The organism is Kitasatospora sp. NPDC053308, assembly GCF_055585785.1.
Map to the genome: position 1 here is coordinate 501852 of NZ_JBVJJY010000001.1, position 21015 is coordinate 522866.

The following is a 21015-nucleotide window of genomic DNA, read 5'->3' on the forward strand; positions in this document are numbered from 1 at the left end:
GTGGCTAGGCTGACGAGTCGGGGGTCGGCGTGCGCCTGCCGGCGTGCGCACTTCGCCGCACACGAGGGCAGAGAGATGGCTGCGCTACCTGAGGGCACACCCTGTTGGGCCGACGCGATGTTCACCGACGTGGAAGGCGCGAAGGCCTTCTACGGAGACGTACTCGGCTGGACCTTCGGCGAGAGCTCGTCGGAGTTCGGCAACTACACGCAGGCGTACTCGGACGGCAAGGCGGTGGCCGCGGTCGTCCCGCCGATGCCCGGTGACCAGGCGCAGTCGGCCTGGTGCCTGTACCTCGCCTCGCCGGACGCCGGGGCCACCGCCGCGCGGATCCGCGCCAACGGCGGCGAGGTGGTCATGGGGCCGATGCAGGTCGGTGACTTCGGCACGATGGTGATCGCCAAGGACCCGGGCGGCGTGGTGTTCGGCGTCTGGCAGGCCGGGCGGCACGAGGGCTTCGAGAAGCAGGGCGAGCCCGGTGCGTACAGCTGGGCCGAACTGGTCACCCGCGAGCCGGCGAAGGCGGACGCCTTCTTCCCGGCGGTCTTCCCGTACGGCGTGAAGAGGATGGACTCCGAGGAGTTCGACTACCGGATGTTCCAGGTCGGCGACCGGCCGGTGCTGGGCCGGATGGGGGCCGAGGGCGACTTCCTGCCGCCCGAAGCGCCCTCGTACATCAGCGTCTACTTCGCCGTGGACGACACCGACGCCGCGATCGAGCGGCTGACGGCGCGCGGCGGCAAGGTCCACTTCGGGCCGATGGACAGCCCGTTCGGGCGGTTCGCGGCGGTCGGCGACCCGCAGGGTGCGGCCTTCGGGATCATCGATCTCGGACGGACCGTCGGCGACCAGCCGACCACGGTGGACGTCTGATGGGGGAGCGCGAGGACCTCGTCGAGACGCTCGACACCCACCGCGGCCTGCTGCGGCGCGCCGTCCGCGACCTCACCGACGCCCAGGCGGCCGAGCGGACCACGGTCAGCGAGCTGTGCCTGGGCGGGCTGATCAAGCACGTGGCGGCGGTCGAGGCGCGCTGGGTGCGGTTCATGACCGGCGGCGCGGAGGCCATGCGGGCCGGGGACGCGGACCCGACCGGGGAGGACGCCGCCGAGGCGTGGCAGGCCCAGTTCCGGATGGTCGAGGGCGACACGCTCGCCGGGCTGCTCGCCGAGTACGAGCGGGTGGCGCGCGGGACGGACGAACTGGTCCGCACCCTGCCCGACCTCGACCTCGCCCACCCGCTCCCGGCGGCGCCGTGGTTCGAACCGGGCGCGACCTGGTCGGCCCGTCGGGTGCTGCTGCACGTGATCGCCGAGACCGCGCAGCACGCGGGGCACGCGGACATCATCCGGGAGTCGTTGGACGGGGCGAAGTCGATGGGGTGAGGGCGGGGACGGGGCGCCGGGGGCCGGGGTCGGGGGTCGGGGGGTCGGATCGTTGCGGGTGGCGCGTTGAGGGCGGGACGTTGAGGGCGGGGCGTCGCAGGCGGGTTCGTCGCGGATGGCGCGTTCAGGGCGGGGCGGGCGTCAGGGGGCTTCGACGCCGAGGAGTTCGTGGAGCGCCCGGCCGCCGTCCGGGGTGACCCGCAGGGCCCGGCCGGAGCCGATCCGTTCCACCCAGGCGCGGTCCAGGGCGGTCCGGCAGAGCGCCGCGCCCAGCGCGCCGCCGAGGTGGCTGCGGCGCTCCGTCCAGTCCAGGCAGCTGCGCACCACCGGGCGCCCGCCGCGGCTCCCCGCGCGCGGCGGCAGCTCGATCGCTTGCGCGGCCAGCCAGTCCCGGCCGCGCGCGGTGACGGCGAGTCCGGCCTCGTCGGCGACCAGGCCGCGGGCGAGCAGCGCGTCGGCGACGGCCACGCCGAGGCGGCCGGCCAGGTGGTCGTAGCAGGTCCGGGCGCGGGCCTCGGCGCTCAGCCGGCCGGCCTCGCCCAGGTTGCGGGGCGCCGGGGTGCCGGAGCCGCCGGACTCGGCGAAAGCGGTCAGGTCTTCGAGCAGGGTGGCCACGGTGGGCGAGGCGATCCGGACGTAGCGGTGCCGGCCCTGTCGTTCCTCGGCGAGCAGGCCGCCCGCGATCAGCCGCGACAGGTGCTCGCTGGCCGTGGACGGCGCGACGCGGGCGCTCCGGGCCAGTTCGCCGGCGGTCCAGGCGCGGCCGTCGAGCAGTGCGGAGCAGAAGGCGGCGCGGGTCGGGTCGGCGAGCAGGGCGGCGAGGGCGGCGAGCGCTGTGCCGCCGTGGTCGGAGGGCCGCCGGGCCGGGGAGCCGGGGCGGGCGGGGGAGTCCGGGCGCGGGGCCGGGGGGCGGTGTGCGGAGGGGTGGGGTTGCGAGGTGCGGGGTTCCGCGGGGTGGGCTTTCGCGGGGCGGGGTTTCGGTGACATGCGTCCATGGTCGCTCCGGCACAGTTCGGCGGGGGCCGAAACGACCCGGGTCCACGATGACGGCATGACCGAAACGACGGTGGTCTCCGGCTCCGGAACCATGACCTTCTCCCACGACGACGACGTCACGGCGGCCCTCGCCGACCCGGCGCTGGTCCCGCTCCCCGCGCCGCCCGTCGCCCCGGGCGCGCCCGCCGGGGTGGCCTGGCTGCGGGCCACCGTCGCCCGGTTCAGCTCCGGCGAAGCGCACGCCCGGCGCCGGGCGCTGGTGCTGGCCGACCTGGCGCGGCTGGACCCGGCCGCGCTGCGGGTGGCCGCCGCGGGCGGCTTCGAGACGGACGTACGGCTGCGGGTGGTGCGGGTACTGGCGGGCGCGCTCGGGCTGGCCGACCCGGAGGCCGTGGCGCGGGACGTCGCGACGGTCGCCCGCGCGTACTTCGCGGACGCCCCCGAGGACCCGGAGGCGGACGCGGCGGTGGCCCGGCTGCTGCCGGCGGTGCGCCTGGACGGCGACGCCGTCGACGGGGACGGCGCCGTGGGTGACCCGGACGGCGAGACTGCGGCCAACCGGATCGGTCTGCTGGTCCAGGCCTGCGACGCCACCGCCGCGCTGGTCGAGCGGGCCCGGCGACACCGGGACGGACTGGCCGACGCGCTGCGCGAGGACCCGCCGGTGCGGGTGATGCGTCGGCTCGCCGCCCGGTCGACCGAGGTCGGCGGGGCCGCCGTACCGGCCGGGACGCAGGTGGTGCTGGACATCGCGGCCGCCCAGGCGGAGGCGCCGGGCGGCGTGGTGCTCGGCTTCGGCGCCCCGCCGCGGATCTGCCCGGGCCGCTCGCACGCCCTGGTCCTCGCGGAGGGCATCCTGTTCGGCGCCTCCGACCCGGCGGACCTGGACGTTGCGGACGCGGGTGCCGCGGGCGCCGCGGGCCCGGACACGGCGGACCAGGACGTGGCGGCCGGGGAGACGGCGGACCCGGACGTGGCGGCCTCCCCCAGGGAGCAGGTGAAGGAGCTCGACAAGGTGGAACTCGCCGCGCTGGTACCGAAGATGGTCGACCACGTGCTCTCCGTGGCCGCGTCCTGGACAGCCTGGGACGGTCGCCCGATCGTCAACGGCGACGGCCGAACCTACACGCCGCACAAGGCCGTTCGCCGCGTCAGCGATCATCTCCTCGACCACCTGGCCGAGTTGGACGCCCGGCTGGCCGGCGAGCCGACCGAGCCGGACCACTGGCACGCCTCCCACGTCACCACCCCGGCCGACCTCGCCCCGTTCACGGCGGCCGACCTGGACGAGGCCCGCAGCCGTCTCACCCGGCTGGCCGGCATCTGGTCCCGCCGGGTGGCCGCCCTGCCGGAGGCCGTCCTGGACGACTCGCCCGGGACCGGCTGGAGCTTCCGGCGGATCGTCCACCACGTCGCGGGGTCCGGGTACTACGCGGACTCCGTAGGGCCTCTCCGGCGGCCGGAATGAGGCCGTCGGCCGCACGAGCGCGCACCAGTCCGTCCGAACAGAACCGAGGAGCCCGCGCCATGACCCCCGAAGCGCCTATGACCGCCTTCGCCGCCCTGCACCACCGCCCCGGCCGTCCGTTGCTGCTCCCCAACGCCTGGGACCACGCCTCGGCCGTCGCCCTCGCCGCCGCGGGCCACGCCGCGATCGGGACCACCAGCCTCGGGGTGGCGGCCGCCGCCGGGCTGCCCGACGGTGCGGCCGCCACCCGCGCGGAGACCGTACGGCTGGCGCGGCGGCTCGGGCGCGGCGACTTCCTGCTGAGTGTCGACGCGGAGTCCGGCTTCAGCGACGACCCGGACGAAGTCGCGGAGCTGGCAGTCGAGTTGGCGAAGGCCGGGGTGGTCGGCATCAACCTGGAGGACGGCCGGGCGGACGGCACACTGGCGCCGGTCGACGTCCACGCGGCGAAGGTCGCGGCGGTGAAGGCGGCCGTGCCGGAGCTGTTCGTGAACGCCCGTACCGACACCTACTGGTGCGGGCAGGACGACCCCGAGCCGGAGACCTTCCGGCGCCTGGAGGCGTACCAGCGGGCGGGCGCGGACGGCGTGTTCGCCCCCGGGCTGGCCGAGCCGACGGCCATCGCCCGGCTGGTCGGCGCCCTCGCCGTCCCGCTCAACATCCTCTGGACGCCGACCGGTCCGGCACTCGCCGAGCTGGCCGCGCTCGGGGTGGCCCGGGTCAGTCTGGGCTCGCTGCTGTACCGCTCCGCGCTGGCGGCGGCGGTGGCGACGGCGGGCGCCGTCGCCACCGGCGAGCCGGTCGGCCCGGTGCCGGGCTACGCGGAGGTGCAGGCGCTCAGCGAGCTTTAGCGCGGCCGGGGTTCACTGCGCGCCGCGCTCGGCGTGGCCGTCCTCGGCACCGTCCTGTCCGCCACCTACACCGGCGCGATGCCCGACAGCGCCCCGGCCGCCGCGCGCCACGACATCACCGGCGCGCTCGCGGTCGCGGGGTCCACGGGGTCCACGGGCTCCCTGGGCCCCACGGGTGACGGCGGGCTGGTCGCGGTGGCCCGCGAGGCGTTCAACATGGCCACCTCCACCACCTTCACGGTGGGCGGCGTCGCGGTGGTGGCGGCCGCGGCGCTCACCCTGGTGCTGATGCGCGGAGGCGGTGCGGCGGGCGCCGGGGACGCCGGGGACGCCGAGGATGCCGAGGGCAGCGCGGGCGGAGCGGCAGGGGCAGGCCCTGCGCCGTCGGTGGTGGACACGGCCGGCTGAGCCTCGGCCCGGCGGCTCCGGTCGCGGCCGCCCGGGTGCCCGGGTGCTCGGGTGCCCGAGCACCCGGTGTGCTGGTCATGCCCGTCACGCTAGGCGGCCCGGCCGATGCGCGTCTTGAACGATTCGGACGTGCCGAGCCCCGCACTGCCCACCGGCCCCGGCTCGTCCCTCCGTCGCCCCACCTGCGCCCGGGCCACCTGCGCCCGGGGCTACGCGGGCATCACCCCGTGGATCCGGGAGAGGGTGAACACCCGCTCGTCGTTCCGCAGGTGGCACCAGGCGTGCAGGTAGGGAGCATCCAGTTCGAGCCGGCTGAGGGTGCGGACCGTCGCGTTGCCCGAGGTCGCGACGTACTCGATCGTGACGGCCAGGCCGTCGCTGACGGCGTGGGCGAGCCGGCGGACGTCGGTGAAGGGCAGGTTGCGGGCGTACCCGGCGATGATCTCCTCGGTGTCGCTGTCGTAGGGGCGGCCCTGCCCCGGCTCGGGCTCCGGGATGTCCTGCGGGGCACCCCGCAGCCGGGCGGCGAGGGCGGCCAGGTCGACGGGCGTGCGGGCGTCGGCGCGCTGCGCACGGGGCCTGCTGCCCGGCGAGCGCGGGGGTGGGACGGGGCTCGCCGCGCGGTGGTGCTGGGTCCGTTCGATCCGGACGGACCCGTCGGGCTTCTCGGCGACGGGGGCGTAGCCGGCGGACCGCAGCGCCGCGAGCGTCTTGTCCAGCGGGGTGCGGCTGAGCAGCACCGTCGGTGCGAGCAGCCGCAGGCCGAGCCGAGTGAGCGCGCGGTGTGCGGCCAGCTCGGCGAGGAGGGCGGGTTCCGTCCCGTGGATCACGCAGGCCGCCGAGACGACGCGCACCCGGCCGTGGCTGCGTGCGGTGTCGTGGATCAGGTACGAGAGCGGTTGGGGAAGCGCGTCGACGGCGACGTCGGCCAGGTCGGCGGCGAGGGCCTCGGGGGTGCGGCCGGCGTCGAGGGCGCGCCGGACGCTGGTCGGGCTGAACCGCCACACGGACGCCGCACCGGCGGTCTCCCGGTCCGCGGCGGAGTCCAGCAGCGCGAGGAGGCGCGCCGACGGCGTGCCGGTGACCACGGCTGTGAGATCGCTGCCGAAGCGGGCGGTCCCGCTGGCGGCGGGCAGCAGACGTCGGCAGGCGTCGGTCAGGGCTTCGACGTCGTCGGCGAGGAGGGCGGCGCCGATCGGGGACACGGCCCCGAGCGCGAGGGCGCCGAGCATGGCCGCCTCCCGGATCAGGGTCCCGAAGGGCGTGGTGTCCTGGTGGAGGTCGTCGGCGAGCGGGCGCAGCCACCTGAGCGGCGCCCCCAGGTCCGTCGGATCCGCCGCGCCTTCACCGGTGGGGAGGTGCGACGCGGCGGTGAGCAGCCCGTGCCGGGCCTGGACGCAGCCTCCGCAGGGCGGTGCCCCGGCGAGCGCCGGCAGAGCCTTGCCGTCCTCGTCGCGGCTCCCGCCGGGGGTTCGCGGCAGTGCCCACCACGCCCGGAGCAGCACGGCGAGTTGGTCCGCCGGTTCCTGCGCGGACCAGGTGTCGTAGGCCTCGGTCGCCGCGAACCGGTCGCCGTCCCGGGCGAGCAGACCGGCCGCGCTCGCCGTCTCCAGGACGAGGCGTACCGGGAACCCGTCGCACCGCGCCTCCTTGCCGATCCGGGACAGTTCGCGGGCGCCGACGCCGCCGGCCTTGAGCCGGGCCGGTGGGGTGGCGGCGCACACGCCGAGGACGGACACGGCATGGGCGGCGAACGCCATCGAGGCGGCCGCGGCTTCCCGTTCGACGTCTGGGGCGGCGGCGGGCACCGTCCGCACCTCGGGCGGGACGGGCGTGAACGGGGCGTGCCAGTCGGGGCCGCGCAGGGCGAGGGCCACTTCCGCGGGCATCAGGGCCGGTCCGTACCGGTGGCGGTCCCGGACCAGCAGCCCCCGCTCCAGCGCCCAGGCCTCGCCGGGCTCGGAGCCGGCCTGCGGCGAGCCGAACATGAGGAAGCCCGGTCGCTGCGGAACTTCCCGTGCCCGACGCTCCAACAGCTTTCGGGTGGCTGCGGGCGCCGTGGCCACCAGCGCGGCGACCCGGTCCGGATCGCTGTGGTGGTCGACCAGCGCGGCGAGCCGCAGCTCCTTCCTGGCGGCGGCGGGTTTGACGCCGAGTTTCGCCACCATGCGGGCCAGTTCGTCCGAGTTCGCGCCCGCGAGCAGTCGCACGAGCGGTGCGTCGAGCCCCAGGGGCGACTTCCAGACCTCCCGCAGCGGGGCCGCCATCCGCAGCAGCCCCTGGCCGGTCGGCCACACCAGGGCGCGGCCGGCCAGCGCGTCCAGGGCGGCGTCCAGGCCGCGGGCGCGGTCACCGTGCGTCGCGTCCAGGAGGACGGCCAGATCGTCCCGGGACACGGCCGGCAGGGCGGCGACGGCCTCCGCCACCTGGAGGCAGGGCAGGGAGAGCCGGGGCAGGGCCACCGCCACCGACGCCGGGCGCTGCAGGCGCTCCGCCAGTTCACCGACGGACCGCGGTTCCGGAGCCGACACGGCGTCCGGGCGCGCCGCGAGGACCCGCTCCAACTCGGCCGCGTCCAGGCCGTGCAGCCATGCGACCAGTGATGATCCGCTCTTCTTGCTGATGGGACACCTCACCGCGGAGGAGGACGTCTACGCCCCGCCGGGGTCGGCCGGGAGCACCAGGATGACGCACCTGCGGGGGTGGGTGCGGCGAGGGCCGGGGCCGCCGGCGGTCCGGGCGGCTTCGCGTGTCCCGCGTCGCCGTGGTCGGCGGTCAGCCGGCCTCGGTGTGCTCGGCCTGCAGGAGTTCGACGACGATCCCGATGCCGAGCGCGTAGGCCGGCGTGCCCGAGGTGATGAGCGCGGTTTCGGCGACTCCGATGAGCTCGGCGATGCCGGCGCCCGCGTGGAGCGCTCCCCGGGCGTGGATCCGAGCCGGTTCGGCTCGGCCGAGGGACAGCAACTGGCCGAAGTGGAGCAGTTGTTGCACGCGGCTGCCGAGGGGACTGTCGGCCAGCACGATGTGCCGAAGGGCCGTGAACGCCTCTTCGGTGGCGAGCCGGCCGTAGGCCTCGGCGACCCGCAGGCGGTCCTCCACCCCGTGGGGGACGGCTCCGAGCGTCGTGCGGTAGCGGTCCCGCAGGGCTTCGGAACGCTCGGCGCTGGTGCGGCCGGCGTCGGTGCGCTCGGCGCCGGTGCGGCCGGTGCCGGTGCGGCCGGCGCCGGTGTGGCCGGCCGGGGCGGGGTCAGTGGCGGCGCGGTCGGTCATGACGCGACCCGCGCGATCGAGGCCTGGACGGCTTCCAGGGCGCCCTCGGGGAAGTCCACCGCCCCGCCGATCGCGGCGGCGGCGATCTCGGCCTCGGCGCTCTCCTCGATCGCCACCACGAGATGGGCGGCGGCCGCGGCGTCCGGGCCGAACACCAGCAGCCCGTGGTTGGCCAGGAGGACCGCGGACGTCGTCGGGCGCCGGTCGAGGACGTCGGCGATGCCCCGGATCGACACGTCCGACCCGCGCGGCCCCCAGGGCACCACCGGCACCTCCTCGGGCTGCCCGAAGCGGAGCATCGGCTCGGTGCGGCAGGGCAGCGGCCGGTGGGCGACCGCGAAGGCCGTCGCGGCGGGCGAGTGGGTGTGGATGACCGCGCCCACCTGCGGGCGGGCGCGGTAGACGACGCTGTGCATGGTGATGATCTCGGCGCTGACGGAGCGCAGTTCCCCCGCCAGGACCTGCCCGTCGAGACCGACGGTCGCCAACTGGCCGGCCTCCAGGTCGCGGACGAATCCCGGCGTCAGCAGGAAGCGGTCGGCGTCGAGCCTGACGCTCAGGTTGGCGTGTCCGGAGTGCGACATGACCCCCGCCACGAACAACTGCCGGGCGGCCTCGACGAGCTGGTGCGCCCGGCTCTTCTCCGCGGATGCCTCTGTCATCTCGACGGTCTCCCAATTCTCCCTCGGCGGAGGCCCGTTCGCCGCCGCGACTGCCGCTCACTCTGCGACTTGAACTAAGGTTCAAGTCAAGCGCCGGGACGGGGACCGACAGAGGAGGGGCCGAGCATGCGCCTGACGATCGGCCGGCTCGCCGAACTCACCGGTGTACCCGCGTCGGCCATCCGCTTCTGGGAGCGCCACGGCCTGCTGCCCGCGCCCGAGCGCCAGAGCGGCCAGCGCCGCTATCCGCCGCAGGCCGTCGAGCGGATCGTGCTGCTGCGCAAGTTCCAGCAAGCCGGGCTGAGCCTGGCCGAGGTCAGGGAGTTCCAGCAGGACCAGCCGCGCCGGCAGGCGATGATCCGCGCCAAGATCGCCGAGATCGAGCAGCGCAGGGTCGACCTCGACCACGCCCAGCAGCTCCTGACCCACGCCCTCCAGTGCGGCCGGCCGGACATCGTCGACTGCCCGACCTTCCGGGAACAGATGGCGACGTGGAACCAGCCCGCCTGACGCCGATCGACCCGGCAGCTCCGGCAACGACAACGGACAGCCCCGGCAACGACGAAGGCCCGGACCGCTGCTGGTCCTCGACACCGCGGCCGAGGCCGACCAAGCCCAAGCGGGTGCGGCGGTAGGGCAGCCGTCGACGACCGACCGGAACCCGGCAGTGGGGCCGCGGACGAAAGGGCGAACGCACTGCCGCGGCAGCTGTGCCCCATCCCGCACCGCCGCAGCCCGGACCCGCCGTCAGGTCGGCTACGTCCAAGGGACCAGAGCCGCTCCGCCCCCGGTAGCACGCCGGCGCACCGGACTCCTTCCGCGTGCTGACGATCGGGCAGGAACGGCTGTGATCGTCTGGTGGGACCCAGCGAACGAGTTCCCCACCCGAAGGGAGACCACCATGCCCACGTCTGCCCCGCGTCGCGCCGCCGTAGCCGCCCTCGCGGCCGGCCTCGCCCTGCTCGGTGCCTCCGCGCCCGCCCTGGCTGCCGGGCCGTCCCCGTCCGATCCCACCCGCCCGGCCGCCGCCCTGCTCCAGCGTCGCCTGGACTCCCTGGTGGCCGACCTCGGCGTGCCCGGAGCCGTGGCCGCCGTGCGGGACCGGTACGGCCGGACCGAGAGCCGCACGGCCGGCGTCGGCGACCTCGCGACCGGTGCGCCGGTGCCGCGGGACGGTGCGATCCGGGCAGGGAGCAACACCAAGACCTTCGTCGCAGTCGCGGTGCTCCAGCTGGTCGGCGAACGGAGGATCGACCTGGACGGCGAGATCGAGCAGTACCTGCCCGGTCGGGTCCGGGGTCCGGGCGGCGACGGTCACGAGATCACGGTCCGTCAACTGCTGCAGCAGACCAGTGGGCTCCCCAACTACAGCGACTACCTCGCCGACGACATCCGTCACTACGAGCCCGGCGAGTTGCTCGCCCTCGCCCTCGCCCACCCCGCCACCTCCACGTCCGACAGCCCCGGGGGCCGCACCTGGAAGTACAGCAACACCAACTACCTCCTGGCGGGCATGCTGGTCGAGAAGGTGACCGGCCACCCGCTGGCCCAGGAGCTGGACCAGCGGATCATCCAGCCGCTCGGCCTGCGCCACACCTACTTCCCCGCCTCGGGCGAGACCACCATCCAGGGCCGGCACCTGAGGGGCTACTACCGGGCGACCGCCGACGCGCCGTTCGTCGACGTCACCGACATCGACCACTCCTGGGCCTGGGCGGCCGGCCAGTTGGTCTCCACCCCCTCCGACATCGACCGGTTCTTCTCCGCCCTGCTCGGGGGCGAGCTCCTGGAGGAGTCCGAGCTGCAGCAGATGCGCCGCGCGGCCTTCGACGCCTCCGCCACCTTCGGCCCAGGCGCCGCCTACGGCCTCGGCCTGGTGAGCCGGCCGCTCTCCTGCGGCGGCGTCTACTGGGGCCACGGCGGGAGCATCCCCGGCTACGAGAGCCGGGTCGGCGTCACCGAGCACGGACGGCGAGCCGTCACCGTCGCCGTGAACGAACAGCGCAACGACGCGGCGGGACGCGCCCGCCTCGACGAGGCCGTGGACGCGACGCTCTGCGCCGGTCCCCACTGAGGCCCTCGGAAAGGCGAATCCGGCTCGTCGGACCGCGGCAGGCGGACCCGAGCGGGCACACAACCGGTCGACCACGTGACGATCGCCCGGCCGAGAACGACGAAGGCCCGGACCGTACGAGACGGTCCGGGCCTTCGTGAAGGCGGAGGATACGAGATTCGAACTCGTGAGGGGTTGCCCCCAACACGCCTTCCAATTCTCCCGAACACCGTTCGCCGGGGTTCACCCCCGTCCTGACCTGCGTCGGAGTGCACCGCTGAGCGGCGGCCGGACCCGCCTGGACGGGGGTGAATGAGACCAGAACTGAGACCACGCGCGGGGATCGCCGGGGCGGTTGTGGAGTCAGCCAGGTGTCGGCTCCGGGCGTCGGGCCGCGGCGGCGAGGCGGGCGGCGGCTTCGGCGAGGTCGGCGGGTTCGGCTGCGGCGGCGAAGTTGAGACGAAGGTGGGCGGCGGGTGGCTCGGCCGGGAAGTGGTGGTGGCCCGGGTTGACGGTCACCTGGTGTGCTGAGGCCGTGTCCGCGACGGTTACCTCCGTGAGGCCGGGGGGAAGCTGGACCCACAGGTGCAGGCCGCCTTCCGGCACGCGCAGAAGGGTCCAGTCGGGGACCTCGCGGGTGATGGCGTCGGCCAGGATGGCGCAGCGGTGGCGCAGTGCAGTGGCCAGGCTGCGCAGGTGGCGGTCCCACGCAGGGGTGCTGAGCAGTTCGACTGCGGCTTCCTGGAGGGGGCGGGCGATGAAGAAGTCGTCGACCCGTCGCATACCGAGCAGGCGCCGCATGACCGGGCCCCGGGCGATGACGGCGCCGATCCGCAGGCTGGGCGAGGCCGGCTTGGTCAGCGAGGTGAGGTGGATGACGGTGCCGTCGCGGTCGTCGGCGACCAGCGGGCGCGGTACCGGGCGGCCGTGGCTCAGATGGCGGGCGAAGTCGTCTTCGATCAGGAAGGCTCCGGCGGCGCGTGCCACGTCGACGATCTGGCGGCGCCGTTCGGGGGAGAGAACGGTGCCGGTGGGGTTGTGGAAGGTGGGCTGGCAGTAGAGCAGGCGGGCGCCCGTCATGGCGAAGGCGTCGGCGAGCAGATCGGGGCGCAGGCCCTGGTCGTCCATCGGCACGGGTACCGGCTGCAGTCCCGCGGCGCGAGCGGCGGCGAGCGCACCGGGGTACGTCGGTGACTCGACCAGGACGGGGGTTCCGGGGGCCGCGACGGCGCGGAACAACATGGACAGCGCCCCCTGCCCGCCCCCGGTCACCAGGACGTCCTCGGGTCCGACGTCGCCACCCGCCTGACGGGCGAAGACCGTGCGCAGCGTCGACAGACCGGCCGCCGGGGCGCGGTGCCAGGCGTCCGGGCGGCGGGCGGCCCGGGCGAGGGCACCGCCGAGCAGCCGCGTTGGCTGGAGGCTCTCGTGCAGGTAGCCGCCGGACAGCGCGATGGTGCCGACCGCGGGTGTGCCGGACTGCTCGTCGGAGGGTTCCGGGAGGGGCTGGCGGCCGGCCAGGGCGACCGCCTGCCAGGAGGTGTCCGATCCACCGCCGGTGGCCTGCGGTCGGCGGGCGGCGACGTACGTCCCGCTCCCCGGCCGGGTGACGACCGCGCCCTCGGCGGCCAGCAGTGCGATGGCCCGGGAGACGGTCACCGGCCCGACGCCGTGACGGGCGATCAGGTCGCGGCTGCTGGGCAGGCGATCGCCCGGGGCGAGCCGGGCGATCTCGTTCCGGAGGATCGCCACCAGTGTCTCGGTACTGCTACCGTCATACATGGAGAACGAGAATAGCGCTTTCAAGCGCAGTGCAGAACCGCTCCTGGACCTCACCGCCCTCCGGGCAGACACCCCCGGCTGCGAGGCGGTGATCCACTTCAACAACGCCGGCGCCGGGCTGATGCCGCGTCCGGTACTCCAGGCGATGCTCGACCACCTCCAACTGGAAGCGGCCGTCGGCGGGTACGAGGCATCTGCCGCCCGGGCCACCGAGGTCGACGACTTCCACGCCTCGCTCGCCGAGCTCCTGGGCACCCGCCCGGCCAACATCGCCTTCGCCGCGAGCGCGACCCACGCCTACACCAAGGCCCTCTCCGCGATCGACTTCCGACCCGGCGACGTCATCCTCACCACCCGCAACGACTTCGTCTCCAACCAGATCGCCTTCCTCTCCCTGCGCAAACGCCACGGCGTCCGGATCGTGCACGCCCCCGACCACCCCGACGGAAGCGGCGTCGACGTCGGCGCCATGGCCGCGCTGATGCGCGCCCACCGCCCGCGCCTGGTCGCCGTCACGCACGTGCCCACCAACTCCGGCCTGGTGCAGCCGGTCGCCGAGATCGGACGGCACTGCCGCGAACTCGACCTGCTGTACCTGGTCGACGCCTGCCAGTCGGTCGGCCAGTACCCCGTCGACGTCGAGGAGATCGGCTGCGACATGCTCACCGCCACCTGCCGCAAGTTCCTGCGCGGGCCACGCGGTTCGGGCTTCCTCTACGTCTCCGACCGGGCGCTCGCCGCCGGGTACGAGCCGCTGCACATCGACATGCACGGCGCGCGTTGGGTCGCCCCCGGCTACTACCGTCCGGTCGCCACTGCGGCCCGGTTCGAGGAGTGGGAGTTCCCGTACGCCACCGTGCTCGGCTGCGCCGCCGCCGTCCGCTACGCGCTGCGGGTCGGCCTCGAACCGATCGCCCGGCGCACCCCGGCCCTGGCCGGACGGCTGCGCGAGCACCTCGCCGCCCTACCCGGCGTCCGGACGCTGGACCGGGGGCCGGCCCCGGCGGCGCTGGTCACGTTCGCGATCGAGGGGTGGGAGGCGGAGCCGTTCAAGGCGGCGCTGGACGCACGAGGCATCAACTCCGCCCTCAGCTATCGGGAGTTCGCGCAGTTCGACTTCGCCGACAAGGACGTGGAGTGGTGCCTGAGGCTGTCGCCGCACTACTACAACACCGAGGACGAGGTCGACACGGTGGCCGGCGCGGTCGCCGAACTCGCGCGGAGGGCCCGATGACCCAGACCTCGGCCGCGCCGGACTCCACGGTCGCACCTCAGCAAAGCCTCTGGCACAACGGCGACTTCCTGCGGTTCTGGGTGGGCGAGACGCTCTCCCTGCTCGGCACCCAGGTGACCAACCTCGCGCTCCCCCTGACCGCCATCGGCGCGTTCGGCGCGACCGACGAACAGGTCGGGCTGCTGCGCTTCCTGCAGCTGGTCCCCTATCTCGGGCTCGCCCTGGTGATCGGCGTCTGGGCGGACCGGCACCGGCGGCGGCCGGTCATGCTCGGTGCCAACCTGGTCAGGCTGGTCCTGCTCGGCCTGATACCGGTGCTGTACTGGTGCCACGCGCTCAACCTGCCCGTGATGATGGTGATCGCCTGCACGGTCGGCATCGCATCGGTGGTGTTCGACGTGAGCTGGATGTCGTACGTGCCGGTACTGGTGAAGAGCCCCCAGCACTACGTCGAGGCCAGCGCCAGGATGAGCACCAGCTCCTCCGCCGCTGACATCGCCGGGCCGGGGCTGGGCGGCATCCTGGTGTCGGCGGTCGGCGCGCCGGTGGCCGTGCTCGTCGATGCCTTCTCCTATGCGGTGTCCGTCGTCTCGCTGCTGTTGATCCGCACGACCGAGCCGCGCCCCGAACCGGTCGCCGAACGGCACCTGTGGCGCGAACTCAAGGACGGCATGGGATGGGTGATGCGCGACGGCGTGCTTCGGTCGCTCGCGCTGATCGGGTTCTGCTGCAACTTCTCGATGATCACCGTGTGGACGATGTTCCTGCTCTACGGCAACCATGATCTCCACCTCGCTTCGGACACGATCGGCGCGGTCTTCGCGACCGCCTCCGTCGGCGGCCTGATCGGCGCGCTGATCTCGCGGAAGGTCATCGCCCGGTTCCCGCTCGGCAAGGTCTACCTGGTCGCCCAGTCCGCCCTGCTGCTCGGCCCCTCGCTCATCCCTGCCGCCACCGGGCCGCGACCGGTGATGATCGGGATGTTCGTCCTGTCCTTCTTCACCACCTACCTGGGCCTCGGCGTGGCCGGTGTCGTCATCGTCAGCCTGCGCCAGTCCGTGACGCCGCAATCGATGATGGGCAGGATGACCGCCGCGTTCCGAACACTGCTGTTCGGCGGAGGCTCCCTCGGCGGCCTCTCCGCCGGCCTGCTCTCCGGCCAACTCGGCGCCCGAGGGGCCTTGACCGTGGCCGCCGCCGGCTCCGCCGTCGTCGTCATCGGCCTGGTGCTCTCCCCGGTCAGCCGCCTCAAGGCCCTGCCGTCCGCCCCGAAACGGGCGGCAGCAGCCCGCTGAGCGAACGACGAAGGCCCGGACCGTACGAGACGGTCCGGGCCTTCGTGAAGGCGGAGGATACGAGATTCGAACTCGTGAGGGGTGGCCCCCAACACGCTTTCCGATTCTCCCCGGAACTGTCCGCCGGGGTTCACGCACATCCTGACCTGCGGCGAAGCGCACAGCTGGGCGGTGGCTGAACCTCACTGGACGGGGGTGAATGAGACCAGAACTGAGACCCCACGGTCTGGCGTCCACGGCCGGTCGACCCGCTCCGCCAGTGGTCAGCCGTCCGTGTCTTTTGGGTGCCGGGGTGAGGCGTAGACGAGGTGGACGGTCCGGTCTGGCTCGTCGACGAGGTAGCGCACGCGCCCGCCGGCGGTCACCTCGTACTCCCACTGCGGTAGCTCGTCCCTGCCGAGAACACGCGTCGAAAGGCGGCCTCGGAGCCGGTGCTGTCGATCGGGGTCGCTCGTGGACAGAGGGTTGGTGCGGAGGGCTTCGAAGCAGCGGCGGGTATTACCCGGAGCCTCCGTGCAGAGGTCGCCCCACCCCTTGGCGGCCTCGTTGGTGGCGAACCGCAGTCGCCACTCGTCACCGATCGGCGGAGGTGGGACGTCGTCTCCGCGCTTGGGGCTCATGGAGCGAGTACCTCGCCGTGGTCATCGCCCGGGAGCGGTCCGGTGAGTTGGGCGCTCAGTTCGGGGTCCGCCAGGATCCTGGCGGTGGCCCGCCACTCGACGATCACCCGGTGCAGGTTGGCGTGAACGTCCAACTCCACCACGTCGCGGGTGGCGTCCACGAGGTCGACGACGAACTCGCGCACCTCCTCGGCCGACAGGTGCCGGGTCCAGGGGAAGACCTCGGGAAGGGCGAGGAGAACCGCGCGCGCACCCTCGTCGCTGGTCATCAGGGCCGCGAAGAGCCGCGCGGTGACATCCGCGGTCTCCTCGCGCTGACGGTCGTGACGCTGGGTGGTCAGGTACAGGTCCTCGCCGTCACGACGGGTGACGTGGACGCGCTGCACCTGCTCGACGGTGTCCGCGACGCGTTTCGAGTTCTTCGACAGGTCGGAGAACGACACGGTGAGAGTGGACATGCGGCCACACTACTTCGGAATACGTTCCGAAGTCAATGTGCAGGTGCGCCGACTTGGGTACAGACTTCCGCGCCGCGATTCGGGAACACGGTCGGAACGCCTGGAGGCCTGACGTGTGGAGATCTGCGGTTGCGGGGGTGGTGCCGTGCTCGGGTTCATGGCGCTCTCCGCCGCGCTGCTCCGATCGACGAGCACAGTCCTGCGGTTGGCGGCCGACGTGCTGCACTCCTGGCGCCACCTTCGACATGTCCTGTCGAGCTCTGATCGACCGCCAGCAAACGCCGAAGGCCCGGACCGGTGAACCGGTCCGGGCCTTCGTAAAGGCGGAGGATACGAGATTCGAACTCGTGAGGGGTTGCCCCCAACACGCTTTCCAAATGTTCGTCCGGTTGTCCGAGGGCGGCCGTATGTGTCCTGACCTGCGGCAGAGCGGCCCGCTGGTCCGGCTCTGGACGGTGCCGGACGGGGGTGAACGCAACCAAAACTGCAACCAGGGCGGGGCGCCACTGTGGCCGCTCGCCAGCTCCTGAGGCACGTCCCGTTGGTAAGCGGTAGATCAATAGCGCGCGCCTCCAGCACGGTCAGTGGGCGCGCACCTGCTTGGCCACGCCGGTGGTGTTGTACCGGTAGCGGGCCATCTCCTCGGTCACCCCATAGTGCTCGGCGATCTGCGCCGGCCCCCACTGGCGGCGAACCGCGCTGAGCAGCAGCGGGCGGGGCAGCATCAGAGTTCCACCGAAGGCAGTCGCCTGCTCCTCCTCGTCGGGGCGGCAGGTCCTGAAGGGCATACCGCTGACTTCGCGAATCTCGGTGAGATCGTGCTTGAGGATGAGGTGGGAGAGCTCGTGGGCCACATCGCTGGCCCTGCGGCCCGGGGTCCGGAGCGGGTTGGTGACGACGATGTTCCTGTCGGCGATCTGGAAGGTCGCGGCGGAGAAGGCGTAGGCCTGGACGCGTTCGAGGTCTTCAAGGCGGTCACGGGTGACGAGCTTCTCGGCACTGACGATCTTGACCTTGAGGTGCTCGGCGAGGTCGTCGACGTCCAAGGCGTCGGTGTCGCCGAGGTGGAGTTCTCGGCGCAACCGGAGGGCTTCTCGTTCGGCGTTGGCCTTGAAGCCTCGGGGCAGGGTCACAGTTCTCCCGCTTCGACGAGTCGTTCGAGTTCGGTGTTCATGTCAGTGAGCAGATCGGCGAGCCGCTGGGGGACGCCAGGGCGCAGTACCGAGGCTGCGCGGAGGTGGCAGGCGAGGGCGGGGACGGTGGGCGCCGCTTCCTTGGCGAGGGCGTCGTAGAGGTCTCGTAGGACGGAGCTGATCTTGTTCGCTGCGTCGCTGGTAAGTCGCGGGTCGGCGTGGAGATGGGTGATGGCTTGGTCGAGAGGGGAGATCTGGCGGGTTGCGGCCGGGGTGAAGAAGCGGCTCGGAGGGACGCCGAGCCAGGCGCAGAGGCGGGTGAAGGTGGCGAGGTCGGGCTGGGCGCCGGCTTCGACTCGGGTGAGGGTACTGAAGCTCACGCCCGCGTCGGCGGCGGCCTGCCGAAGGGACAAGGGGCCGCGGCGCTCCTTGAGGAGACGCCCGAGTTCGGCGATGTCGAACTGTTCGACGGCGTCCGGCCCGGTCGTTTCGGGGTCTGGGAGGGAGAGCTGGCTCCGGTCGGGGCTCATGCAGGCAGCGTAGCGCTCACCAATATGGCGATGAAGCTTGACTGCATCACTCCGAGGTGATCACACTGAGCTCAGTCACTGGTGACCCAGTGAAGCTTTGCTGAATCAGCGAGCTCTCCTTCACACTCCGGAACGACCAAGGAGATCAACATGCCTCAGCCTGCCACCGTCAAGACCACGGTGACCTCCTCCCTCGCCGGGCACCCGTACCAGCACGACTACGCCCCGCAGGTGACCGCCGCAACCGTCCTGTCCGACGCCATGGCCTCCTTCGGCTTCACCAGCGACGGCACCACCCGCTACTACCTCTTCCACGACGGGCACGAGGTCCCGCCCGAGGCGACGGTGGGCGAGCTGGCCGGGCACGCCAAGGCCCTGCACCTGGGCCTGCGTACCGAGACCACCAACGGCTGAGGCCCGGGAGTCAGTCGTGGATCTCGAAAGCAGTCTGCGGCTGGCGGATGACGTCCCGGCGGTCGAGGAGTTCCTCGCCTCGGCCGCCGGCCGCCTCCACCACCGCGAGCAGGACCCCGACGGCCTGTTCTGGGCCGAGATTCAGCCGAGCAACAGCGAGCGTGCGGCGTTCGTCGCCCGGATCGAGTGGACGGTCTACCCGCACCGACCGCCCTCCCTCGTCTTCGTCGAGTCGGTCGGCGCCCACGCCCCCGGGAAGCCCAGTGCCTGGCCGGGGGCGAACGGCTATCGCTGCGGCCCCAACGACGTGTGCAAGCCCTTCACCGCCGAGGGCCAGCAGCTCCACCCCGAGTGGGGCACCGGACCGCACGCCTGGCGCAGCACCGGCAATCCCTTCCTGTACGTGGTGGAGAACGTGCAGGGCGACATCGACCGCGTTGATGGGAGGCGTGCCGGATGAGCGCCGACACGAGGAGCCTGGTCCTACCGGCTGGCGCGGTCGATCCGGTGCTCCGGGAGATCCGGTGCCACGGGCTAGCCGATCAGGAGACCGGCGCTCTGCTGCTGACCGGGCCGTCGGACATGGATGTCCTGGTCGTGGCGGTGGCCGGGACGGCGGGGATCGTGCGGGGCCCGGGGCTGTTCAGAGTCAGCGCCGTCGCGTACGACCGGCTGTTCACCTTCGCCGAGGAGCGGTCCTACCGGACGCGGGCGATGATCCACTCGCACCCCGAGGAGGCTTTCCTGTCGCGGACCGACCGTCTGTACTCGCTGCGGATACCGGGGTTCGTCAGCGCCGTCGTCCCGACCTACGCGGCGCCGCCTGCCGACCCAGCATCGTGGGGGTGGTGGCGCTTCGACCAGGACTGGCTGCCCTGTTCCGCCCCGGTCATCGATGAGGCGCTGCCCCCGGCGCTCACGGTGCTGTTCGACGAGGAGGGCGTCCGTGAGTACTGACTACAGCCGCAGCATGCGCCTAGGCGGCCTGGCCGCCGGCGTGGACGAAACCACCCTGCGGGAGCGTATGGAGGCCAGCCCCATCCACCTGACCGCAGACGGGCGCCTGCCCGCGGTCGCTGAGACCCTCGAAGTACTGGTGGCCGACCTGCGCCGGTGGCCGGTCCCGCTGGGCTTGGACCCCGGCCACGGGCCGGGACGGCTTAACGACGCCCTCGTCCGCCGACTGGTGGAGACGGCGGCCGGGATCGACCCGGACCGGCCACTTCAAATCGGCGCGCCCTCGGGCGAAGCGCGGCTGCGCCTGCACGTGGGCGCCGAACCGCCGCCGGACGTTGCGGTGGCTGGCGTGCCGGACGGGCACGGGACACGGCTGCGGCACGCCGGCCACCCTTTCCCTCACCTCAACGCACCTGGCACCGGGCTGGGCGCGGTCCTCACCGCGGCGATGTTGGCCGGCGAGGCGTTCAAGGTCGTTGCCGGACTGCCGGAGGGGAAGTTCGAAGCCACCCCGGTGGTGGACTTCTGCCCCGTCCTGCCCGGTGAGCAACCCGGGATCGCCGCCGCTCCGCCGCCCGCGCTGGAGCGGGTGCTGCTGGGCGGTGGCGGTGCGATCGGCACCGGCATCGCCCTGGTCCTGGACCTGCTGCGGGTCTCCGGCGAGCTGACGGTGGTGGACAAGGAGGTCTTCGAGAAGCCGAACGTCAACTCCTACAGCATCGGCACCCTGGCCGAGGCGGCCGCGCTCCTGCCGAAGGTGCGGCTGATCGCCGCGCGCCTGCGGCGGATCGAGGTCACCCCGTTCCACGGCACGATCCAGGACGCCATCGAAGCCGTCGACACCGGTGACCTGCCGTGGCCCCGGACCGTCCTCGGCGGACTGGACAGCGTCGGCGCCCGGCACGACCTGCAGCGCCTGCACGCCGACCTCACCCTGGACGGCAGCACCGGCGGCCCGATCGGCACCACCGTCGCCCTGCACGAGGCGCTGCCCACCGGCCCCTGCCTGTTCTGCTACTACAAGGCCAACCACACCGGGAAAAGCGCGGAACAGCGACTCCACGAACTGACTGGACTCCCGCTCACGCGGATCGCCCGCGGCCAGCAACCACTGACCGAACAGGACCTGGAAGGCCTGGACGACCAACAGCGCGAACTCGTAAGGCAGTTCCTCGGCCGACCGGTGTGCGGGCTGATCAACTCCACGGAGCTGGGTGGCGGCACGAGCGACGCCTTTCGGCCCTCGGCCGCGTTCGTGGCCCAACAGGCCGCCTGCCTGGTCGTTGGCGCCTGGATCGCCCGGAGTACGGGCCTGATCGCCGGCCCCGTGCGGCGCATCGAGTACGACACCCGCTTCGGCCCTCGGCCTAGCCAGATGACCGATCACTGGGCTCCCACCCCTGAATGCGCGTGCCAGAAGGACACCGACCTCATCCGCCACGTCCGAGAAGCCCGACGCACGCACGGTTGACGCTGAGCCCAAGGGCTGTCGGCTGCTC

Annotated in this window: 22 protein-coding genes; 13 read left to right on the forward strand and 9 right to left on the reverse strand. The window is 73.2% G+C overall.

The genetic code is table 11. The features are described 5' to 3' along the window. Nucleotides 1-75: 75 nt before the first annotated feature. Together ACZ6Y7_RS02305 and ACZ6Y7_RS02310 are read left to right on the forward strand one after the other, a co-directional pair. Nucleotides 76-873: a VOC family protein gene (locus tag ACZ6Y7_RS02305; protein ID WP_465755971.1), complete on the forward strand. Its 798-nt coding sequence runs from the start codon at nt 76-78 to the stop codon at nt 871-873. After that, complete coding sequence (locus tag ACZ6Y7_RS02310; RefSeq protein WP_465755972.1) at nt 873-1385, forward strand: DinB family protein; 513 nt, start codon at nt 873-875, stop codon at nt 1383-1385. Before ACZ6Y7_RS02305 ends, ACZ6Y7_RS02310 begins: the two co-directional genes overlap by 1 nt. Nucleotides 1386-1526: 141 nt before the next feature. Here the strand turns inward: ACZ6Y7_RS02310 and ACZ6Y7_RS02315 are convergent, their stop codons facing one another. Next, nucleotides 1527-2372: an ArsR/SmtB family transcription factor gene (locus ACZ6Y7_RS02315; RefSeq protein ID WP_465755973.1), complete on the reverse strand. Its 846-nt coding sequence runs from the start codon at nt 2370-2372 to the stop codon at nt 1527-1529. 64 nt (nt 2373-2436) lie between these two features. On the opposite strand from ACZ6Y7_RS02315, the gene ACZ6Y7_RS02320 reads away from it, so the two are divergent. From ACZ6Y7_RS02320 to ACZ6Y7_RS02330, 3 genes are read left to right on the forward strand one after another with little or no spacing between them, the layout of a single operon-like run. Further along, nucleotides 2437-3849: a cytochrome P450 family protein gene (locus tag ACZ6Y7_RS02320; protein ID WP_465755974.1), complete on the forward strand. Its 1413-nt coding sequence runs from the start codon at nt 2437-2439 to the stop codon at nt 3847-3849. Nucleotides 3850-3908: 59 nt separating this feature from the next. Further along, complete coding sequence (locus ACZ6Y7_RS02325) at nt 3909-4700, forward strand: isocitrate lyase/PEP mutase family protein (protein WP_465755975.1); 792 nt, start codon at nt 3909-3911, stop codon at nt 4698-4700. 33 nt (nt 4701-4733) lie between these two features. After that, on the forward strand, nt 4734-5108 hold the full coding sequence (locus ACZ6Y7_RS02330; protein WP_465755976.1) for a hypothetical protein: 375 nt from the start codon (nt 4734-4736) through the stop codon (nt 5106-5108). Nucleotides 5109-5317: 209 nt separating this feature from the next. On the opposite strand, the gene ACZ6Y7_RS02335 is transcribed toward ACZ6Y7_RS02330, so the two are convergent. The 3 genes from ACZ6Y7_RS02335 to ACZ6Y7_RS02345 all read right to left on the reverse strand — a co-directional run bounded on the left by ACZ6Y7_RS02335 (nt 5318) and on the right by ACZ6Y7_RS02345 (nt 9040). Beyond that, nucleotides 5318-7744, reverse strand: a complete 2427-nt coding sequence (locus ACZ6Y7_RS02335) for a helicase C-terminal domain-containing protein (RefSeq protein WP_465755977.1) — start codon at nt 7742-7744, stop codon at nt 5318-5320. 139 nt (nt 7745-7883) lie between these two features. Then, nucleotides 7884-8378: a carboxymuconolactone decarboxylase family protein gene (locus ACZ6Y7_RS02340; RefSeq protein ID WP_465755978.1), complete on the reverse strand. Its 495-nt coding sequence runs from the start codon at nt 8376-8378 to the stop codon at nt 7884-7886. Beyond that, a complete protein-coding gene (locus tag ACZ6Y7_RS02345) occupies nt 8375-9040 on the reverse strand; it encodes a class II aldolase/adducin family protein (protein WP_465755979.1) in 666 nt (221 codons plus the stop codon). The genes ACZ6Y7_RS02340 and ACZ6Y7_RS02345 overlap by 4 nt, the downstream gene beginning before the upstream one ends. Nucleotides 9041-9166: 126 nt before the next feature. Between ACZ6Y7_RS02345 and ACZ6Y7_RS02350 the strand changes: the two genes are divergently transcribed. After that, on the forward strand, nt 9167-9550 hold the full coding sequence (locus tag ACZ6Y7_RS02350; protein ID WP_465755980.1) for a MerR family transcriptional regulator: 384 nt from the start codon (nt 9167-9169) through the stop codon (nt 9548-9550). 391 nt (nt 9551-9941) lie between these two features. Then, the gene (locus ACZ6Y7_RS02355) at nt 9942-11114 is read left to right on the forward strand and encodes a serine hydrolase domain-containing protein (RefSeq protein ID WP_465755981.1); all 1173 of its coding nucleotides are present in this window, start codon (nt 9942-9944) and stop codon (nt 11112-11114) included. 342 nt (nt 11115-11456) lie between these two features. Here the strand turns inward: ACZ6Y7_RS02355 and ACZ6Y7_RS02360 are convergent, their stop codons facing one another. Beyond that, nucleotides 11457-12875, reverse strand: a complete 1419-nt coding sequence (locus ACZ6Y7_RS02360; RefSeq protein ID WP_465755982.1) for an aminotransferase-like domain-containing protein — start codon at nt 12873-12875, stop codon at nt 11457-11459. Between ACZ6Y7_RS02360 and ACZ6Y7_RS02365 the strand changes: the two genes are divergently transcribed. Together ACZ6Y7_RS02365 and ACZ6Y7_RS02370 are read left to right on the forward strand one after the other, a co-directional pair. After that, the gene (locus tag ACZ6Y7_RS02365; protein ID WP_465755983.1) at nt 12874-14109 is read left to right on the forward strand and encodes an aminotransferase class V-fold PLP-dependent enzyme; all 1236 of its coding nucleotides are present in this window, start codon (nt 12874-12876) and stop codon (nt 14107-14109) included. The two genes, ACZ6Y7_RS02360 and ACZ6Y7_RS02365, sit on opposite strands and share 2 nt — an antisense overlap. Next, nucleotides 14106-15404, forward strand: coding sequence for an MFS transporter (locus ACZ6Y7_RS02370; RefSeq protein WP_465755984.1), 1299 nt, complete (start codon nt 14106-14108; stop codon nt 15402-15404). The genes ACZ6Y7_RS02365 and ACZ6Y7_RS02370 overlap by 4 nt, the downstream gene beginning before the upstream one ends. A 263-nt stretch (nt 15405-15667) precedes the next feature. On the opposite strand, the gene ACZ6Y7_RS02375 is transcribed toward ACZ6Y7_RS02370, so the two are convergent. The 4 genes from ACZ6Y7_RS02375 to ACZ6Y7_RS02390 form a co-directional block, all read right to left on the reverse strand. Then, nucleotides 15668-16024, reverse strand: coding sequence for a hypothetical protein (locus ACZ6Y7_RS02375; RefSeq protein ID WP_465755985.1), 357 nt, complete (start codon nt 16022-16024; stop codon nt 15668-15670). Beyond that, nucleotides 16021-16482: a prevent-host-death family protein gene (locus tag ACZ6Y7_RS02380; RefSeq protein ID WP_465755986.1), complete on the reverse strand. Its 462-nt coding sequence runs from the start codon at nt 16480-16482 to the stop codon at nt 16021-16023. The genes ACZ6Y7_RS02375 and ACZ6Y7_RS02380 overlap by 4 nt, the downstream gene beginning before the upstream one ends. 581 nt (nt 16483-17063) lie before the next feature. Continuing rightward, the gene (locus tag ACZ6Y7_RS02385; protein ID WP_465755987.1) at nt 17064-17615 is read right to left on the reverse strand and encodes an ImmA/IrrE family metallo-endopeptidase; all 552 of its coding nucleotides are present in this window, start codon (nt 17613-17615) and stop codon (nt 17064-17066) included. After that, complete coding sequence (locus ACZ6Y7_RS02390; protein WP_465755988.1) at nt 17612-18145, reverse strand: helix-turn-helix domain-containing protein; 534 nt, start codon at nt 18143-18145, stop codon at nt 17612-17614. Before ACZ6Y7_RS02390 ends, ACZ6Y7_RS02385 begins: the two co-directional genes overlap by 4 nt. Before the next feature lie 150 nt (nt 18146-18295). Between ACZ6Y7_RS02390 and ACZ6Y7_RS02395 the strand changes: the two genes are divergently transcribed. Genes ACZ6Y7_RS02395 through ACZ6Y7_RS02410 form a run of 4 tightly spaced genes read left to right on the forward strand, consistent with a single transcriptional unit; the run spans nt 18296 to nt 20987 of the window. Continuing rightward, nucleotides 18296-18559, forward strand: a complete 264-nt coding sequence (locus ACZ6Y7_RS02395) for a hypothetical protein (protein WP_465755989.1) — start codon at nt 18296-18298, stop codon at nt 18557-18559. 16 nt (nt 18560-18575) lie between these two features. Beyond that, entirely contained in the window at nt 18576-19019 is a 444-nt protein-coding gene (locus ACZ6Y7_RS02400; protein WP_465755990.1) for a hypothetical protein, read from the forward strand. Continuing rightward, a complete protein-coding gene (locus ACZ6Y7_RS02405) occupies nt 19016-19516 on the forward strand; it encodes a hypothetical protein (protein ID WP_465755991.1) in 501 nt (166 codons plus the stop codon). Before ACZ6Y7_RS02400 ends, ACZ6Y7_RS02405 begins: the two co-directional genes overlap by 4 nt. Then, nucleotides 19506-20987, forward strand: a complete 1482-nt coding sequence (locus ACZ6Y7_RS02410) for a ThiF family adenylyltransferase (RefSeq protein WP_465755992.1) — start codon at nt 19506-19508, stop codon at nt 20985-20987. The genes ACZ6Y7_RS02405 and ACZ6Y7_RS02410 overlap by 11 nt, the downstream gene beginning before the upstream one ends. Nucleotides 20988-21015: the final 28 nt, after the last annotated feature.

Excerpts from the sequence above, each read along its gene's own strand:
- ACZ6Y7_RS02305 (WP_465755971.1), top strand. The coding sequence starts at position 76 with ATGGCTGCGCTACCTGAGGGCACACCCTGTTGGGCCGACGCGATGTTC.
- ACZ6Y7_RS02310 (WP_465755972.1), top strand. The coding sequence starts at position 873 with ATGGGGGAGCGCGAGGACCTCGTCGAGACGCTCGACACCCACCGCGGC.
- ACZ6Y7_RS02315 (WP_465755973.1), bottom strand. The coding sequence starts at position 2,372 with ATGTCACCGAAACCCCGCCCCGCGAAAGCCCACCCCGCGGAACCCCGC.
- ACZ6Y7_RS02320 (WP_465755974.1), top strand. The coding sequence starts at position 2,437 with ATGACCGAAACGACGGTGGTCTCCGGCTCCGGAACCATGACCTTCTCC.
- ACZ6Y7_RS02325 (WP_465755975.1), top strand. The coding sequence starts at position 3,909 with ATGACCCCCGAAGCGCCTATGACCGCCTTCGCCGCCCTGCACCACCGC.
- ACZ6Y7_RS02340 (WP_465755978.1), bottom strand. The coding sequence starts at position 8,378 with ATGACCGACCGCGCCGCCACTGACCCCGCCCCGGCCGGCCACACCGGC.
- ACZ6Y7_RS02345 (WP_465755979.1), bottom strand. The coding sequence starts at position 9,040 with ATGACAGAGGCATCCGCGGAGAAGAGCCGGGCGCACCAGCTCGTCGAG.
- ACZ6Y7_RS02350 (WP_465755980.1), top strand. The coding sequence starts at position 9,167 with ATGCGCCTGACGATCGGCCGGCTCGCCGAACTCACCGGTGTACCCGCG.
- ACZ6Y7_RS02355 (WP_465755981.1), top strand. The coding sequence starts at position 9,942 with ATGCCCACGTCTGCCCCGCGTCGCGCCGCCGTAGCCGCCCTCGCGGCC.
- ACZ6Y7_RS02365 (WP_465755983.1), top strand. The coding sequence starts at position 12,874 with ATGGAGAACGAGAATAGCGCTTTCAAGCGCAGTGCAGAACCGCTCCTG.
- ACZ6Y7_RS02360 (WP_465755982.1), bottom strand. The coding sequence starts at position 12,875 with ATGTATGACGGTAGCAGTACCGAGACACTGGTGGCGATCCTCCGGAAC.
- ACZ6Y7_RS02370 (WP_465755984.1), top strand. The coding sequence starts at position 14,106 with ATGACCCAGACCTCGGCCGCGCCGGACTCCACGGTCGCACCTCAGCAA.
- ACZ6Y7_RS02375 (WP_465755985.1), bottom strand. The coding sequence starts at position 16,024 with ATGAGCCCCAAGCGCGGAGACGACGTCCCACCTCCGCCGATCGGTGAC.
- ACZ6Y7_RS02380 (WP_465755986.1), bottom strand. The coding sequence starts at position 16,482 with ATGTCCACTCTCACCGTGTCGTTCTCCGACCTGTCGAAGAACTCGAAA.
- ACZ6Y7_RS02390 (WP_465755988.1), bottom strand. The coding sequence starts at position 18,145 with ATGAGCCCCGACCGGAGCCAGCTCTCCCTCCCAGACCCCGAAACGACC.
- ACZ6Y7_RS02395 (WP_465755989.1), top strand. The coding sequence starts at position 18,296 with ATGCCTCAGCCTGCCACCGTCAAGACCACGGTGACCTCCTCCCTCGCC.
- ACZ6Y7_RS02405 (WP_465755991.1), top strand. The coding sequence starts at position 19,016 with ATGAGCGCCGACACGAGGAGCCTGGTCCTACCGGCTGGCGCGGTCGAT.